The 15,720-nt window shown below is 38.2% G+C and carries 13 protein-coding genes; 10 read left to right on the forward strand and 3 right to left on the reverse strand.

Annotation, left to right across the window (positions count from 1 at the left end; all coding sequences use genetic code 11):
* The first annotated feature begins 143 nt into the window (after positions 1 to 143).
* The 6 genes from yhbH to opp4C all read left to right on the forward strand — a co-directional run bounded on the left by yhbH (position 144) and on the right by opp4C (position 7,292).
* Entirely contained in the window at positions 144 to 1,304 is a 1,161-nt protein-coding gene (gene yhbH / locus N784_RS06555; RefSeq protein WP_036833487.1) for a sporulation protein YhbH, read from the forward strand.
* Between the two features lie 296 nt (positions 1,305 to 1,600).
* Positions 1,601 to 2,617, forward strand: a complete 1,017-nt coding sequence (locus N784_RS06560; RefSeq protein WP_036833488.1) for an ABC transporter ATP-binding protein — start codon at positions 1,601 to 1,603, stop codon at positions 2,615 to 2,617.
* Entirely contained in the window at positions 2,614 to 3,615 is a 1,002-nt protein-coding gene (locus N784_RS06565; protein ID WP_036833489.1) for an ABC transporter ATP-binding protein, read from the forward strand. The genes N784_RS06560 and N784_RS06565 overlap by 4 nt, the downstream gene beginning before the upstream one ends.
* A 15-nt stretch (positions 3,616 to 3,630) precedes the next feature.
* Positions 3,631 to 5,370 (forward strand): oligopeptide ABC transporter substrate-binding protein, encoded by a 1,740-nt coding sequence (opp4A, locus tag N784_RS06570; protein WP_036833491.1) that lies wholly within the window; start codon positions 3,631 to 3,633, stop codon positions 5,368 to 5,370.
* Positions 5,371 to 5,400: 30 nt separating this feature from the next.
* Positions 5,401 to 6,366, forward strand: a complete 966-nt coding sequence (gene opp4B, locus N784_RS06575; RefSeq protein ID WP_036833492.1) for an oligopeptide ABC transporter permease — start codon at positions 5,401 to 5,403, stop codon at positions 6,364 to 6,366.
* Between the two features lie 11 nt (positions 6,367 to 6,377).
* Entirely contained in the window at positions 6,378 to 7,292 is a 915-nt protein-coding gene (opp4C, locus tag N784_RS06580) for an oligopeptide ABC transporter permease (RefSeq protein ID WP_036833494.1), read from the forward strand.
* 91 nt (positions 7,293 to 7,383) lie between these two features.
* Here the strand turns inward: opp4C and N784_RS06585 are convergent, their stop codons facing one another.
* Both N784_RS06585 and N784_RS06590 read right to left on the reverse strand, forming a co-directional pair.
* Positions 7,384 to 7,821 (reverse strand): YueI family protein, encoded by a 438-nt coding sequence (locus N784_RS06585; protein WP_036833497.1) that lies wholly within the window; start codon positions 7,819 to 7,821, stop codon positions 7,384 to 7,386.
* 71 nt (positions 7,822 to 7,892) lie between these two features.
* Entirely contained in the window at positions 7,893 to 8,393 is a 501-nt protein-coding gene (locus tag N784_RS06590) for a YqcI/YcgG family protein (protein ID WP_036833499.1), read from the reverse strand.
* A 146-nt stretch (positions 8,394 to 8,539) separates the two neighbouring features.
* On the opposite strand from N784_RS06590, the gene safA reads away from it, so the two are divergent.
* Complete coding sequence (gene safA / locus N784_RS06595) at positions 8,540 to 9,169, forward strand: SafA/ExsA family spore coat assembly protein (protein ID WP_036833500.1); 630 nt, start codon at positions 8,540 to 8,542, stop codon at positions 9,167 to 9,169.
* A gap of 254 nt (positions 9,170 to 9,423) precedes the next feature.
* Entirely contained in the window at positions 9,424 to 10,635 is a 1,212-nt protein-coding gene (locus N784_RS06600; RefSeq protein ID WP_036833501.1) for a NupC/NupG family nucleoside CNT transporter, read from the forward strand.
* Between the two features lie 111 nt (positions 10,636 to 10,746).
* On the opposite strand, the gene N784_RS06605 is transcribed toward N784_RS06600, so the two are convergent.
* The gene (locus N784_RS06605) at positions 10,747 to 12,108 is read right to left on the reverse strand and encodes an MATE family efflux transporter (RefSeq protein ID WP_036833503.1); all 1,362 of its coding nucleotides are present in this window, start codon (positions 12,106 to 12,108) and stop codon (positions 10,747 to 10,749) included.
* Between the two features lie 109 nt (positions 12,109 to 12,217).
* Between N784_RS06605 and N784_RS06610 the strand changes: the two genes are divergently transcribed.
* Entirely contained in the window at positions 12,218 to 13,282 is a 1,065-nt protein-coding gene (locus tag N784_RS06610; RefSeq protein ID WP_036833505.1) for an undecaprenyldiphospho-muramoylpentapeptide beta-N-acetylglucosaminyltransferase, read from the forward strand.
* 116 nt (positions 13,283 to 13,398) lie between these two features.
* Positions 13,399 to 15,660 carry an RNA polymerase recycling motor HelD gene (helD, locus tag N784_RS06615; protein WP_036833507.1) on the forward strand — a complete coding sequence of 754 codons (2,262 nt, stop codon included), beginning with the start codon at positions 13,399 to 13,401 and terminating at the stop codon, positions 15,658 to 15,660.
* Positions 15,661 to 15,720 lie beyond the last annotated feature (60 nt).

The raw sequence follows: 15,720 nt of genomic DNA on the forward strand, positions 1-15,720 counted from the left end.
AACCGAGCTAATTATAAAGCTCGGTTTTCGCTTGTAGAGTACGGTTATTTTGGTTAAAGAACTTGAACTAATTATCAGAATTTTAAATCAAAATGACAATCTCTGCATAGTATAGAATAAAATATTTGAAGGAGGGGAAAAGGATGAGTCGTCAAGAAAGTTTTGTAATCTCGGAAGAAAACTGGTCCCTCCACCGCAAAGGATATGATGATCAACAACGCCATCAAGAAAAAGTACAAGATGCCATTAACAATCAACTTCCGGACCTAATTTCCGAAGAGAATATTATTATGTCGAATGGGAAAGACGTAGTGAAGATTCCAATTCGTTCGTTGGATGAATATAAGATTCGGTACAACTATGATAAAAACAAACATGTAGGTCAAGGGGAAGGAGATAGTGAAATAGGAGATGTTATTGCAAGAGATAGCTCTCCTCAGCAAGGATCAGGGAAAGGGAATAAGCCAGGAGACAAAGCTGGTGAAGATTACTATGAAGCAGAGGTCTCTATTGCTGAACTAGAAGAAGCGTTATTCACCCAGCTCGAATTACCGAATTTACAAGAAAAAGAGAAAGATAATATTGTGACAACCGATGTGGAATTCAATGATATACGTAAAACAGGTCTTCAAGGAAATATTGATAAGAAACGGACGATGCTTGAAGCATTTAAACGAAATGCGATGTCAGGAGCAACTAGTTTCAACCCGATTTATCCAGAGGACATTCGATATAAGACGTGGAATGATGTAATAAAACCGGAGTCGAAAGCTGTTGTTATTGCAATGATGGATACTTCAGGATCTATGGGAACATGGGAAAAGTATATGAGTAGAAGTTTCTTTTTCTGGATGACCCGATTTTTACGAACGAAATATGAAACGGTCGATATTGAATTTGTTGCTCACCATACAGAAGCGAAAGTCGTTTCCCAGGAAGATTTCTTCTCGAAAGGGGAAAGTGGCGGGACAATTTGCTCTTCTGCTTACAAAAAAGCCCTCGATATTATTGATTCGAAATATCACCCAGACCGGTATAATATTTATCCATTTCATATTTCCGATGGTGATAATTTAACCTCTGATAACAAACGATGCATGAAATTAGTAAATGAATTAATGGATTTGTCGAGCATGTTTGGTTATGGAGAAGTCAACCAATATAATCGTAACTCTACCTTAATGACAGCCTACAAAAAAATTGAAGATCCCCGTTTTCGTTATTTTATATTAAGAAGAAAAGCGGACGTATTTTATGCAATGAAGCACTTCTTCCAACAACAATCGGAAACGGAGATAGCCTAATCCAATAAAAAGGAGGCTGGGACAGAAGTTAAGATATCAATGAAATTTCTGATTTTCCCAAAATAGCAAGCGCATGAAATCGAGGTTTTAAATTTGATTTCATGCGCTTTTTTGATTCTTACTAGGTTTTGTCCCAGCCTCTTTAATAATGTATAAAACGGCAAGTATTACAATTTCATTTCAAACTAATGACATTTTTAAGGTTTATTTGTAATTTACTGTTGACGAAGTGACAAATCTAAATTAATATGTAAATAATTCAGAATATTAATAAAAATAAGAAAAGAGGTGGGTTGATGAGGGAGGTTTCTAATTCCCAAGCTATTCTTGAAGTGAAGAACTTAGAATCTGCTTTCATGATAGAAGGGGAAGAATACAATGCAGTCGATGGTGTCTCTTTTCAAGTCCAACCAGGAAAAGTAGTTGGAGTAGTTGGGGAATCAGGGTGTGGAAAAAGTGTCATGTCCTTATCCATTATGGGACTTTTACCGAAAGGGATTGGTAAAGTTGCTGGAGGAGAAATAATATTTGATGGGAAACATTTAGAACAATTGCCTGATCAAAAGATGAATAAAATACGCGGTAAAGAAATATCAATGATTTTTCAAGAGCCGATGACCTCTTTAAACCCTGTGTTTACAATTGGATATCAGTTAGAAGAAGTATTACATAACCATTTTAAAATTTCGAAAGAAGAAGCAACGAAGAAAATTATACAATTGCTCGATGCGGTTGGAATCTCTAGGCCAAACAAAATTATAAAAGATTATCCTCATCAGTTATCTGGTGGTATGAGACAGCGAGTGATGATTGCGATGGCGATTGCTTGTCAGCCGAAATTACTAATTGCTGACGAACCGACAACAGCGCTTGATGTTACGGTGCAAGCTCAAATATTAGAGTTACTTCAAGACATTCAGCGCAAAAATGATATGTCAATTATATTCATTACACATGATTTAGGCGTTGTCGCAGAATCATGTCATGAGGTCATCGTTATGTATGCAGGGCGAATTGTAGAAAAAGCAAGTGTCGAGCGTTTGTTTAAAGGTCCAAAGCATCCTTATACAAAGTTATTAATGGGGGCGATTCCTCGTTTAGATGAGACGGTAGATGAGCTAGAAACCATTGAAGGCATTGTTCCCACATTAACTAAAATGCCGTCCGTTGGCTGTCGTTTTGCCAATCGTTGTCCACAAGCTATGAAAGAATGCGTTGAAGTGACACCACAGCTGAAGGAAGAGGAGAGCAATCATGAGGTTGCTTGCTTATTATACGAAGCTAGTCGGCCAGAAGAAGAGGTGAGTCGATGAGAAACGCAGCGAAGCCATTGTTAGAAGTAAACAACTTGCAAATGCATTTCCCTGTAAGAGGAGGCTTCTTTAGAAGGAAAATTGGAGAAGTGAAAGCAGTAGATGGCGTAACTTTATCGATTAATAAAGGAGAAACACTCGGTTTGGTGGGAGAATCAGGTTGTGGGAAATCGACGACAGGACGTTCAATCTTACGCTTGCTTCAACCGACAGCTGGACAAGTGTTATTAGAAGGAGAAGATATTACTTCTGTAAAAGGGAAAAAATTGTGGGACATTCGCAAAGATATGCAAATGGTGTTTCAAGATCCGTATGCATCGTTAAATCCGATGCAAATGGTGGGCAATATTGTAGGCGAGCCGATTCGTAACTACTACCCAAAGAAAAAGAGTGAGGAAATTAAACAAGAAGTTGCGGATTTGTTGAAACGGGTTGGACTTCCGGAAGAAGCTTATTATAAGTATGCTCATGAATTTTCTGGTGGACAAAGGCAGCGAATTGGGATAGCAAGAGCATTGGCGTTAAAGCCAAAACTTATTATTGCTGATGAACCGGTTTCAGCATTAGATGTGTCAGTTCAATCACAAGTATTAAATCTATTAAATGAGTTGCAGGATGAGTTTCAATTAACGTACCTTTTTATTGCCCACGACTTAAGCGTTGTAAAGCATATGAGCAATCGCATTGGCGTCATGTATTTGGGACAAATTGTGGAGATAGCAGATAAAGGGTCTATTTACGAGAATCCGTTACATCCTTATACACAAGCCTTGATATCAGCAGTTCCAGATGCTTCTAAGGTTGGGGAGAAACGAGATCGTATTGTGTTAGAAGGGGATGTACCAAGCCCAGAAAATCCACCAACAGGGTGTCCTTTTCACACAAGGTGTCCTAAAGCGATAGATAAATGCTCCACTATCAAACCTCCATTAAAGGAGGTGAAGCCTGGACAACAAGTGGCATGTGTATTGTATGATGAATCATTACTGAAATCATAAGGGGGAAGCAATCAAATGAAGGGGAACAAATGGTATTGGCTGTTATCCACGGTGTTACTGTTATCGTTATTTCTAGCAGCGTGTAGTGGAGGAGATGACGAGCAAACGAAGGGTGAAGGCGAAGAAACAAGCGAAGAAGGTACAGATGAAAATACGGGAGAAGATAATCCGACTCAAGGTGGAACAATTACGTATGCGATTGATTCAGAGCCGGAAGGGATTTTAAATATTCATTATTACGGTACAGCAACAGATGCTGATGTTCTTGGCTTTATGGTGGAATCACTTATTGATTATGATGAGAATCTAGAGCCACAGCCTAACTTGGCATCCTGGGAAACAGAAGATAATAAGACATATACCTTCACATTTGAAGAAGGCGTAAAGTGGCACGATGGAGACGAATTAACAGTCAATGACTGGGTATTTGCTCTTGAAACAATTGCCCATCCAGACTACGAAGGGCCTCGCTATGCAAACGTACAAACGATCGAAGGAGCAGAGGCGTTTAATAAAGGAGAAGCGGAGAGCATTTCTGGTCTAGAAGTAGTGGATGATTATACAATTAACGTTACTTTCGACGAAGCACGAGTGAACAACTTAGTCAATGTTTGGAGTTATCCAATGCATGAAGAGTATTGGAAAGACGTCCCTGTTAAAGATATGCTAGAGCATGAGAAAACTCGTATGAAACCAATGGGAACAGGACCATTTAAAATCGGTAACGTAGTTCCAGGTGAATCTTATGAGTACATTGCTAACGAAGATTATTGGAAGGGTGCACCTAACTTAGATAAAGTCATTGTGAAAGTAATTGACAACAAAGCAGTAACAGGAGCACTGCAAAACGGAGAAGTCGATATGGTTCCAGTGCACCCAACAATGGGCAAGGATGTAGAAGCAATGGAAAATGTTGATTTAGTTACTTATCCTGGCCTTTCTTATTACTACGTAGGCTTTAAGTTTGGAAAGTTCGATAATGAGAAAAAAGAAATTGTTGAGAAGAACGAGAAATATGCTGATTTGAAATTACGACAAGCAATGTATCATGCTATCAATCGTGAAGAGTGGGTGGAAGCATTCTTCGGTGGTTACGGCACTCCTGTCAATGCACCAGTACCATCCTCACACTGGATTGCTGCTGACAATGATGATTTGAAGAATCATTATGAATATGATCCAGAAAAGGCAAAAGCATTGCTAGATGAAGCGGGCTATGAGGATACAGATGGTGACGGCTTCCGTGAAGACCCTAAAGGAGAAAAGTTTGTCGTGAATTTTGCACATTATTCTTCTACAAACCCAACATTTGAAGCCCGCGCGAAAGCGTTAACTCAATATTGGAATGAGATTGGTTTACAAACGGAGTTGCAAATGATGGAGTCTAGCTTATATTACGACAGCATCGAGAAGGATAAGAAAGGAATTGAAGTATTCTTTGGTGGATGGAGTACTGGTGCTGATCCAGATCCATCGGCGTTATGGAAGTCAGATCAATTGTGGAACTTACCTCGTTGGGAAAATGAGAAGAGTGACCAATTGCTAGAAGATGCACTAAATGTAGAAGTTGTAGGAACGGATAAAGAGAAACGTAAAGCGATTTATACGGAGTGGCAGCAGTTAACAAACGAAGAGCTACCGATGTTATATATTGCAGAACTTGAAGAAATTATGGGCATTAACCAACGTGTTGGTGGCGTTGAATATGACGTATCTGGCGCCAATAATGCAAACGAGTGGTATATCAAAGAGTAGAAATAGTGTCATAAGATAAGGAGAATGTCTATGCTGAAGTATACGATTAGGCGTATTCTAGCCATTGTACCGATGTTATTCCTTATCTCCGTCGTAGTGTTTTTCCTGGCATTAGCGATGCCGGGAGATGCACTATCGGGGGAAATAGACCCGAATAATTCGGATCCAGAATACATTGAAATGATGCGCGAGAAGTTAGGGTACAACGATCCTATTCATGTGCAGTATTATCGCTGGATAACGGATTTCATACAAGGAGACTTTGGTACATCGGTTAAATATAAAATGCCTGTAGAGGATTTAATTGCACAGCGTCTACCTAATACGATTTTCTTAGGAATTATATCGCTGTTATTTACATACTTATTTGCATTTGCAATGGGGATGTATGCTGGGAAAAAACCGTACACGAAAATAGACCATGCAATTGGAGGTTTTAATTACTTAATGTTAGCAATTCCCATCTATATTGCAGGTGTGTTTGCAATTTATTTATTCTCCTTTAAGCTTGGTTGGTTTCCGTTTTCGGGTTCTGTCGATATTGCGTTAACAGAAGGAACAGCGGAGTGGTGGCTATCTCGTTTGTACCATGTCATTTTACCAGCGTTGGTCTTAGGGGCAATGGGGACAGCTAGTTATACGCAATTTCTACGTAATGATATTATCGATAATAGCCAAAAGGATTACGTTCGTACAGCCAGAGCAAAAGGAACACCTGAATCTCGGATTTATAACCAACATATCCTCCGTAATTCCGTTATTCCACTTATTACGTTTTTAGGATTTGATATTGTAACAATCGTCAATGGTGCTTTAATTACAGAAACCATCTTTACGTATCCTGGTTTAGGGCAATTGTTTCTAACTTCCATGCAAACGAATGATTATCCAACGTTAATGACGCTTGCTTTAATGTTTTCATTCCTTGTATTAATAGGGAATTTAATTGCTGATCTTCTTTACGGCATCGTAGATCCAAGAATTAGAGTAGAATAGGGGGTGTGGCAATGGAAATCGTACCGAATCATAATCAAACACAAACGTCGGCAACAAAGCCTCAGAAGAGTATGTCACCTTGGGCAATTGCAAGAAGGAAATTCTTCAAAAATAAGTTAGCGGTTATAAGTTTAATTTACTTAACTGCTATTGCGGTGCTTTCTTTATTGGCTCCTTATATTACAACAGCTGATGTTACGAAGGTCAATATTGGAGATATGTCTTTGCCACCTTCATCAGAGCATTGGTTAGGAACAGATACGAGCGGGAGAGATGTATTTACTAGGTTGTTATATGGTGGAAGAGTTTCCTTATTAGTAGGTGTAACGTGTACAACGTTCATACTAATAATAGGGACCATTATTGGCTCTGTAGCAGGCTATTTCGGTGGATGGGTTGATAATGTGTTAATGCGGTTTACAGACTTTATGCTTAATTTTCCATTTTTAGTGTTTGTAATCGTTTTGAATGCCGTATTATTCGGTGTCATCTCTGGCGTGTGGTTGCTCATTTTCGTAATTAGCATGCTCGGCTGGGGAGGAGTTGCCCGTCTTGTTCGAAGTAAGATACTGTCTGAGAAAGAAAACGAATACATCCTTGCAGCTATTTCTGTTGGTGGTAAACCTTACAAAATTATAGGGAAGCACTTGTTACCGAACGTACTAACAACTGTCATTGTCCAAGCAACAATTTTATTTGCTGGAATGATTGTAGCTGAATCAGCACTTAGCTATTTAGGTTTCGGTGTGCCTCAAGAAGTGCCAAGCTGGGGGAACATGTTATCTGCTTCTCAACAACCAGAAGTATTGCAAAACATGCCTTGGATATGGATGCCTCCAGCCCTTGTGTTAATACTTACTATTTTATCGATTAATTTCATAGGAGAAGGGATTAAAGATGCCCTTAATCCAAAATCATTTCGTTAGCCCTCCATCTAAATAATGGTGGGTTTTTTATGTGTGTAAATAAACAACGACATTTCACGAAAAGTGTGGAAATGCCGTTGTTCTGATTATGTTATTGGAACCAATTTTTTATTCGCGTAATAAAGTTAGCTTTCTTATCCTCTTTTTGAACTTCACGTGTTTCTTCTTCTACAAATATCTCCTCGATATCTACAGCGTGATCATACGTTAGTACAGCTCCTAAATCGGATTGTGCATCTTGATTCATCACGACTGTATAAGGAATATTATATTGATTGGCTAAAGCTTTCTCTTCTTTCATAAAGCGTGAAGAAACTTCTCCATTTAGTAAAAGCTTCGTGTCTGGGTGTTGCCGCATCGCATTGGCTAATTGATTTAATGCGTTGTCTTGCATGAGCTGTCCTTTTGTAAGAACTATCACAACGCGTTCTCGCAAAGTTCCTAGAAAACGTTTTCGTTCAGCTGGTTTTATTTCCTTTTTGCCATGAATGCCTTCTTGTAATATATCATCTATTTGTTTATTCGACATGGGTTGTTCCTCGCTTTTACAATGATTGGTCTATATTTAGTGTATCGATTTCATATGATTGATGCAACGTTTCAAGTGTCTGTTGGTTTAAATACAATGATAAAGGCAAAGTACGTTGGTGCACTGCACACTACATTCATTGCAACACCTTTATAGAAAAATTCACACCAATAATCACAAAAAGAGAAATCGTGATCAAGAGGCCACTCGATATCATTAAATGTTGTTAATTGGGTTAAGACGTTTTTAAACATCACTTCATATGTGTAGGTGTACTGTAAAGTTGGTTGAAAAAAAGCTATTAGAGCAGTGTGATCACCATAGCGATGATGTTGTTGTACAAAGGACGTCAGCTTGTTTGCTAACTGCTGGATATGATTCTGACGAGAAATAGAATCAATGAACACAAAGCGCGTTTGACGACGTTTGATACCATCTAAGTTTAACAGATATGGAAATGGATTGTTGCCGGATAACATATCTGTTGCAAATTGTTCAAAAACATCATAGCCCCATGTTGGCATTTTTCTTGGGAGGGAAGTTTCGGCAAGATGCTTTATTCGCGATTCCATAAGCACATTCCCCCATTTCTATTACTCGACAATTTAGTTTATGATGCCAAACAAGCAAATATGTTACTTTTCCTTTGTGACAATGAGTAAAGATGTGCATGTTGGTTAAAGATAACAGTGATAAATATAGAAGGAGTGATGGATGGATGAGGAAGTTCATCGGATTATTAGCAGCATTGCTTGCTTGTTTTAGTATGGCTATTATATCACCTACGCCTACACATGCTCAACAAAAGGACACTTATACAGTAAAAAGAGGAGATACACTTTGGATTATTTCGCAAAAGTATCAAATAGGATTATCAGAAATTATTCAGGCCAACCCTCAGTTTGATAATCCCGATTTAATCTATCCAGGTGATAAAGTTACCGTCCCATTAAAAAGAGCTCTAAAATCTATTGAACAAGAAGTCATTCGCCTCACAAATGCAGAACGCGCTAAATATGGCTTACCGGCATTAAGAGGCAATTGGGAATTATCAAGAGTAGCTCGTTATAAATCTCGAGACATGCGAGATAATAATTACTTTTCCCATACTTCCCCTGTTTACGGATCCCCTTTTCAAATGATGAGAAATTTTAATATTTCTTATGAGAAGGCAGCTGAGAATATTGCAGCTGGACAAACGTCCCCTCAACAAGTAGTTCAAGGTTGGATGGATAGTTCAGGTCACCGAAAAAACATATTAGACAAAAATGTAACTCATATTGGCGTAGGGTATGCTAAAGGCGGTAGCTATGGTCACTATTGGACACAGATGTTTCTAAAGAAATAGAAATGGGAAAAGTCAGCTACCGCAAGCTGACTTTTTTCAACAAATGGGTGATTGTTATCAAATTATACAGGGTACTGGTAACTACGGGGATTATTTTATCGAAAACTGTCACTTTAGCGCAAATTAAGAGGACTTTTGGATAATTTTTCACTTGCAAGACGTCTGACAACTTGATACAATTCATCATGAAATAGTTGAAAGCATTTTCATGATTAAGGTGTAGGAGCTTTATTACTAAGGGAGGCGTATTATACGTGGATATTCTATTTGGGATAATAGCTATTGCTCTCGTTTTAGCTATAGCCTTTATGATGTCGAATGATCGAAAGAATATTAATTATATTGGTATAGGGGTAATGTTGTTATTCCAATTAGCGACGACAGCATTCTTCTTTAATACGAGTATTGGTCAAAGCATTATAAAAGCCATATCCAACATGTTTAATAAATTAATTGAATTTGGTCAAGAGGGTGTCTCTTTCGTTACGGGAGGAATTGCAAGAGAGGCTATGACGGATGGATCATCGGCTTCTGTATTTTTCTTAGATGTATTATTAATTATTATTTTCTTTGCGACACTTTTATCTGTTCTTACTTATTTGCGAATCTTACCGATTATCATTAAATATATCGGAGCATTTATATCCAAAATTACGGGCTTACCTAAAGTTGAATCCTTCAATGCGGTTAACAGTATGTTCTTTGGACAGTCGGAAGCATTGTTGGCGATTAAGTCTCAATTCCACCATTTGAGTGAAAATCGCTTGTATATAGTAAGTGCTTCCGCAATGGGGTCTGTTTCCGCATCTATTGTCGGTGCTTACTTAGGAATGTTACCAGAGCAATACGTACTTGTCGCTATTCCATTAAATATGTTCAGTGCGCTCATTATTGCGTCGATGATTGCTCCTGTAAAAGTGAAGGCAGAGGAAGATCGTGTAGATATTAAAAATGTATCTGGAGCGAATAGTTTCTTTGAAGCAATGGGGAATGGAGCATTAGATGGTGGAAGAATTGCACTAATTGTAGCAGCGATGTTGATTGCTTTTATCGCTTCTTTAAACTTGGTAAATGCAATCATTCAGTCTATATTTGCTGGATTAACGTTACAGACGATTTTAGGATATATTCTTGCTCCAATTGCATTTTTAATGGGTGTACCAGGCGATGAATTGATTCAAGCAGGAAGTTTGATGGGAACGAAGATTGTAACGAACGAATTTGTTGCAATGTTAGAGTTGCAATCCATGGTTCAAGATGCGACCTTATCTGATAAGACGATTGGCATCATTTCCGTGTTCTTAACGAGCTTTGCTAACTTTTCGTCTATCGGAATTATTGCTGGTACAGTACAAGGAATCGACTCAAAAAAAGGGGCTCAAGTGTCTAGGTTTGGTATGAAATTATTAGTTGGTGCAACGTTAGGTTCTATTTTGTCTGCAACGATTGCAGGTTTATTCTTATAAGAAATCATTAGCTGGCATGTGTAATAAATGCATGCCAGCTTTTTTGCAAGGAAAAATATAGTGTCTTTTCTGCAACATTTCCTGGGGAATAATATGGGTGCATTCGACATGCTAATACTCGACAACTTGTGCACGTGCATTTCGTTGTACGATGCGTAAGCGAATAAATAGTAAGATTGCTCCAGCGGCTAAGCCGGTAATTAATCCTATCCAATACCCAAAAGGGCCAAAGGAAGTGAAATTAGCCAAGACATATCCACTTGGAAGACCGATGATCCAGTAAGATATAAGAGCGACGATTAGAGTGATGTTCACATCTTTATATCCTCGTAGTGCACCTTGAATCGGAGCGGCAACACCGTCCGATAATTGGAAGAAAATAGCGAACACTAAAAAGTGCTTTGTTAGCTCAATTACTTGTGTTTCCGTACTATATAATCGAGCGACAGGTTCATTAAAGATATAAATAATACAACCACATACGATTGACAGAAGAACAGCAACTGTTATGCCCATGTAGCTGTATTGCTTGGCATCTTTCATACGTTTTGCTCCTGTTTCAAAGCCAACAGCAATGGTTAAAGCCATCGATATACTAAGTGGGATCATATATAGAAATGAAGCAAAATTCATCGCAGCTTGGTGAGCGGCAATCGTAATTGTACTGTAGCTACTCATTAGTATGGTGACAGCGGCAAATATGCTAACTTCAAAGAAAATGGCAAACCCAATTGGTACACCTATCTTCATTTGTTCCCACCATGCCTGTAATGAAGGTTTTTCTATTTTCCCCCAAATTTGGTGGATTGAAAAAGGTCGCACTCGCCAGACGATGATGACAGCTACTGTGCAAGTAAACCAATAGGTAATGGAAGATGCAATTCCTGCCCCAATACCACCTAGTTGAGGCGCTCCCCACTTGCCAAAGATAAATATATAATTAAAAATAATATTAATCGGCAAAGCGGCAAGAGTAATAATCATTGTTATTCGAGTTTGCCCTAATGCATCAATAAAACATCTCAATGCATTGTAAATAAATAAAGGGATAATGCCTGTGACTAGTGCTACTAAATAAAACGTTGCGGTATGACGAACTTCTGGTTCTAGTGCCATTTGATTGAGTATCGGATTTAATACGAAAGCCCCAATCGTCACGATAGATATAGCCAAGATGACAGCTAAATAGATGCCTTGACGTACAGCAGAAGCAATTCTTTCTTTTTTATTTGCGCCGATTAATTGTGCTACTATAGGTGATAAGGCAAGTAGAATACCGTTTACACCAGTGAAGATGGGAACCCATAAGCTAGAACCAATGGCGACACCTGCTAAATCACTTGCGCCAGCCTGCCCAGACATAATCGTGTCAAAGAAATTCATCGCATACATACCTAACTGTGTAATGAGAATAGGAAATAAAATGCGTAGTAGTAATTTTGTTTTTTCGGATAGTGTATTGGTTTGAAACATATAGCTCTTCCTTTTTCTTATTTGTTCTTATACTATGTAAGAGGATTATAGCACACAATGTTTCCAATTGGATGGGGAATGGAGTTTTACAATAGAAAGGAAGTTAAATATGAAAGCGAATAGGATTTTATTTACCGGTGGAGGTACAGCTGGTCACGTTATTGTTAATCTTGCCCTGATTCCTGTATTTCAAAGAGAGGGATGGGAAATAGATTACATCGGTTCACATAATGGAATAGAAAGAGAATTAGTAGAAGGTATAGAAGGAGTTACCTATTATCCAATCTCAACAGGAAAGTTAAGAAGGTATTACTCAAAAGAGAACTTCAAAGATCCATTCCGAGTTTTAAAAGGAATTGGGCAAGCTCATTCGATTATACGAAAGCGTAAGCCGCATGTTATTTTCTCTAAAGGCGGGTTTGTATCTGTGCCGGTTGTAGTAGCGGCGAAGATGAACCGCGTTCCAGCTATTATTCATGAATCTGATTATACGCCAGGATTAGCGAACAAATTAGCGATGCGCTTTGCTAAGAAAGTGTTAACTACTTTCCCAGAAACGAATAAGTATATTAAGGAAGGGAAAGCAGAATATATTGGTGCGGTCGTACGTGATGAGTTATTTACTGGAAATGCACAAAAAGGATTGTCCATGACGAATTTCACAAAGTCCAAACCAGTAATCTTAGTAATGGGTGGTAGCTCAGGATCAAAGAAAATGAATGATGCGATACGGGATAATTTAGATGAATTATTACAAACGTATCAAATCATTCATTTGTGCGGACAAGGGAATAAAGAAGAATCACTTAATCGCCCGGGTTATGTTCAATTTGAATATGTAAAAGAAGAATTAACCGATTTAATTGCTATGACTGATTACGTCGTATCAAGAGCTGGCTCTAATTCTATTTTTGAATTTCTCGCTTTACGTAAGCCAATGCTATTGATTCCTCTTTCCCGCAATGCTAGTCGTGGGGATCAGATTCTTAATGCCGACTCTTTTGCTAAGCAAGGGTATGCGAGAAAGTTAGAGGAAGAAGAATTAACAAGTACACGTTTTTTACATGAAATAGAGGAGCTTGTAGCGAATCAAGATACGATGCTTAAGCACATGGAGCAATATAAAAGTGAACGAGCCAAGGATAAGATTATTGAAATCATTAAAAAAGCGTGATGGAGCCTTTCATCTCGCTTTTTTAATGATTATTTATATGATAAAGTAGTAATGTTGCTTTGATTACCGCATGTAAACTCGTCATTCAACTGAAAAATGGAAAGGGGAATGACAAGATGAGAAACCACCCAGATTATATGCAGGAAGAAGAACGTTTAATCTTTACGAAAGTTTATATGGATACCGTTATCCATGCGCAACAATTGGATCAACAAGCGTTGCAAAAGCGACAAACAGAAACGGTAGAAGCGTTAGAGTTCCAAGATAGTAGTTTGAAGTACCAAGAAATGTTGACCCATTCAAACTTTATGAGAATGTCGAAGCAACAGCTAGAAAACCTCATAAGACTTCGAAAAAAACCGTATTTCGCCCGCATTGATTATCAACCAAAAGACAAAACAGACAAAACAAAAGAAGAAATCTTTTACATTGGGAAAGTTTCGTTATTTGATAGAGAAACGCAGCAACCAGTTATTCTAGATTGGCGTTCGCCGTTAGCTAATGTGTATTACGAAGGTAGAATTGGTCAAGTGGAATACGAAGCACATGGTGAGATATATGAAGGGTATGTTTCTCTTAAACGTCAGTATTCTATTGAAGACGGAGAGTTATTAGAGTTTCGTGATATTGATATTACGACGAAGGATGATTTATTACAGCAATCATTGTCGCAAAGTACTGACCATCGTCTTAATGAAATAGTCGCAACGATTCAAGAGGAACAAAACCGTGTTATTCGTGCTGATTTAAGCAAGCCAATTATTGTTCAAGGGGCGGCTGGTAGCGGGAAGACAACGATTGCCTTACACCGCGTTTCCTACTTTTTATATTCCCTTCAGCATATTTTTCATCCAGAACAGATGCTCATCTTAGCACCTAATCGGCTTTTTATTAATTATATGAAAGAAGTGTTGCCAGAATTAGGTGTCGAAAAAGCTCGATCTACGACTTTTGCCGATTATGTGCAGCTTGTGACGCAGCATCCATTCAACGTTCGTTCCCAACATGAAACGTTAATGGATATGCTAGAGCGACCGAAAGAGCACCGCAAATTACAAATGGTGGCACAAATTAAGGGAGGTTCATCCTTTCAGCAGGTGCTTGATTGCTACATCCAACGATTAGAACAAGCATTTTGTGTAGAGGAAGATTTGAAAATTGCTGATTTTCGTATTAAGAACGGGAAGAAAATAAAGCGTATGTTTTTGCAAGATTTTACGTACCTTCCTTTTTATCAACGAAAAGAAAAAATACGGCAGATTTTAAGGAAAGATGTTCGCCAAAAGCAAAGACTGTTATTGGATAAAATAACACAAAAATATGATGATGCCGTAGAAGATGCAATATATTCCATTCGCGATCAAGACAAACGCAAGAGAAGAGTCACCTTTTTGTTAGAACAAAAAGAGCTCAAGCTACAACAAATTAAAAAAGAAGCGAAATCAGCCGTTTCTAATTACATGAAGAAATATCCTAACGATTCACTTATTTCTATTTTTAAAAATCTGTATCAAAATAATGACACATTTCATGTTGTATTCTCTCCTTTTCTACAAGAGGATAAGCGAACCGTATTGCAACAACATACGAGCCGCGGTTTACGTCATAACAGAATAGATGCCGAGGATTTAGCGACGTTATTATATTTGCAAGCGATTTTATTTGGAGTACACAATGATTATAAAGCGAAAAAAGTCGTCATAGATGAAGCACAGGATTATTCTTATATGGAATTTGTCAGCTTGAAAACAGCGTTAGGTACAGAATTATTTACGATTGTAGGAGACCTGGCACAAGGAATTTATCAATATAGAGGGTTATCTTCGTGGGAAGAGTTACTGCATAACGTATTTACGAAGTCCAATTACTTAACGTTGCAGAAAACATACCGAACAACGATGGAAATAATGGGAGAGGCCAATGAGATATTACAGCAAATAGATGGTGACCTTCCACAAGCAGAGCCAGTCGTTAGACATGGGGAAGCACCTATCTTCCTTTCCATGTTAGAGGAAGGCTGGGCGGAGCGGATAATGCATGTATATGCTTCACTGCAAGAGGAGGGCTTTCGAACCTTTGCGATTATAGGGAAGACGAAACGAGAATGTCAGTTAATTTACGAAACGCTACATCCCTTTTTTCCAAAAACGTTGTGCATTCTACAAGAAGGGAAAGAGATGGAGCAAGAAAAGCTCGTTATCTTACCTGTATATTTATCGAAAGGGTTAGAGTTCGATTGTGTGTTTCTCATGAATATAAATGAGTGGTATGAGGATAACGAGTTAGATTTAAAACTGCTTTATGTAGCGATGACAAGGCCGCTTCACCGTTTGTATTACATCGGTATGGACCGGCAAATGTTTATTAATGCGAAATAGTTGTTAGAACTTCCTTGTTTTCGATATGATGTATAATACAGTAAATAATAAAGAGAGGAG

It is taken from the genome of Pontibacillus litoralis JSM 072002 (genome assembly GCF_000775615.1).
GTDB classification, from domain to species: domain Bacteria; phylum Bacillota; class Bacilli; order Bacillales; family BH030062; genus Pontibacillus; species Pontibacillus litoralis.

What these genes read in the sequence shown, in the direction of transcription:
- yhbH (WP_036833487.1), top strand. Translation starts at nt 144, where the DNA reads ATGAGTCGTCAAGAAAGTTTTGTAATCTCGGAAGAAAACTGGTCCCTC.
- N784_RS06560 (WP_036833488.1), top strand. Translation starts at nt 1,601, where the DNA reads ATGAGGGAGGTTTCTAATTCCCAAGCTATTCTTGAAGTGAAGAACTTA.
- N784_RS06565 (WP_036833489.1), top strand. Translation starts at nt 2,614, where the DNA reads ATGAGAAACGCAGCGAAGCCATTGTTAGAAGTAAACAACTTGCAAATG.
- opp4A (WP_036833491.1), top strand. Translation starts at nt 3,631, where the DNA reads ATGAAGGGGAACAAATGGTATTGGCTGTTATCCACGGTGTTACTGTTA.
- opp4B (WP_036833492.1), top strand. Translation starts at nt 5,401, where the DNA reads ATGCTGAAGTATACGATTAGGCGTATTCTAGCCATTGTACCGATGTTA.
- opp4C (WP_036833494.1), top strand. Translation starts at nt 6,378, where the DNA reads ATGGAAATCGTACCGAATCATAATCAAACACAAACGTCGGCAACAAAG.
- N784_RS06585 (WP_036833497.1), bottom strand. Translation starts at nt 7,821, where the DNA reads ATGTCGAATAAACAAATAGATGATATATTACAAGAAGGCATTCATGGC.
- N784_RS06590 (WP_036833499.1), bottom strand. Translation starts at nt 8,393, where the DNA reads ATGGAATCGCGAATAAAGCATCTTGCCGAAACTTCCCTCCCAAGAAAA.
- safA (WP_036833500.1), top strand. Translation starts at nt 8,540, where the DNA reads ATGAGGAAGTTCATCGGATTATTAGCAGCATTGCTTGCTTGTTTTAGT.
- N784_RS06605 (WP_036833503.1), bottom strand. Translation starts at nt 12,108, where the DNA reads ATGTTTCAAACCAATACACTATCCGAAAAAACAAAATTACTACTACGC.
- N784_RS06610 (WP_036833505.1), top strand. Translation starts at nt 12,218, where the DNA reads ATGAAAGCGAATAGGATTTTATTTACCGGTGGAGGTACAGCTGGTCAC.
- helD (WP_036833507.1), top strand. Translation starts at nt 13,399, where the DNA reads ATGAGAAACCACCCAGATTATATGCAGGAAGAAGAACGTTTAATCTTT.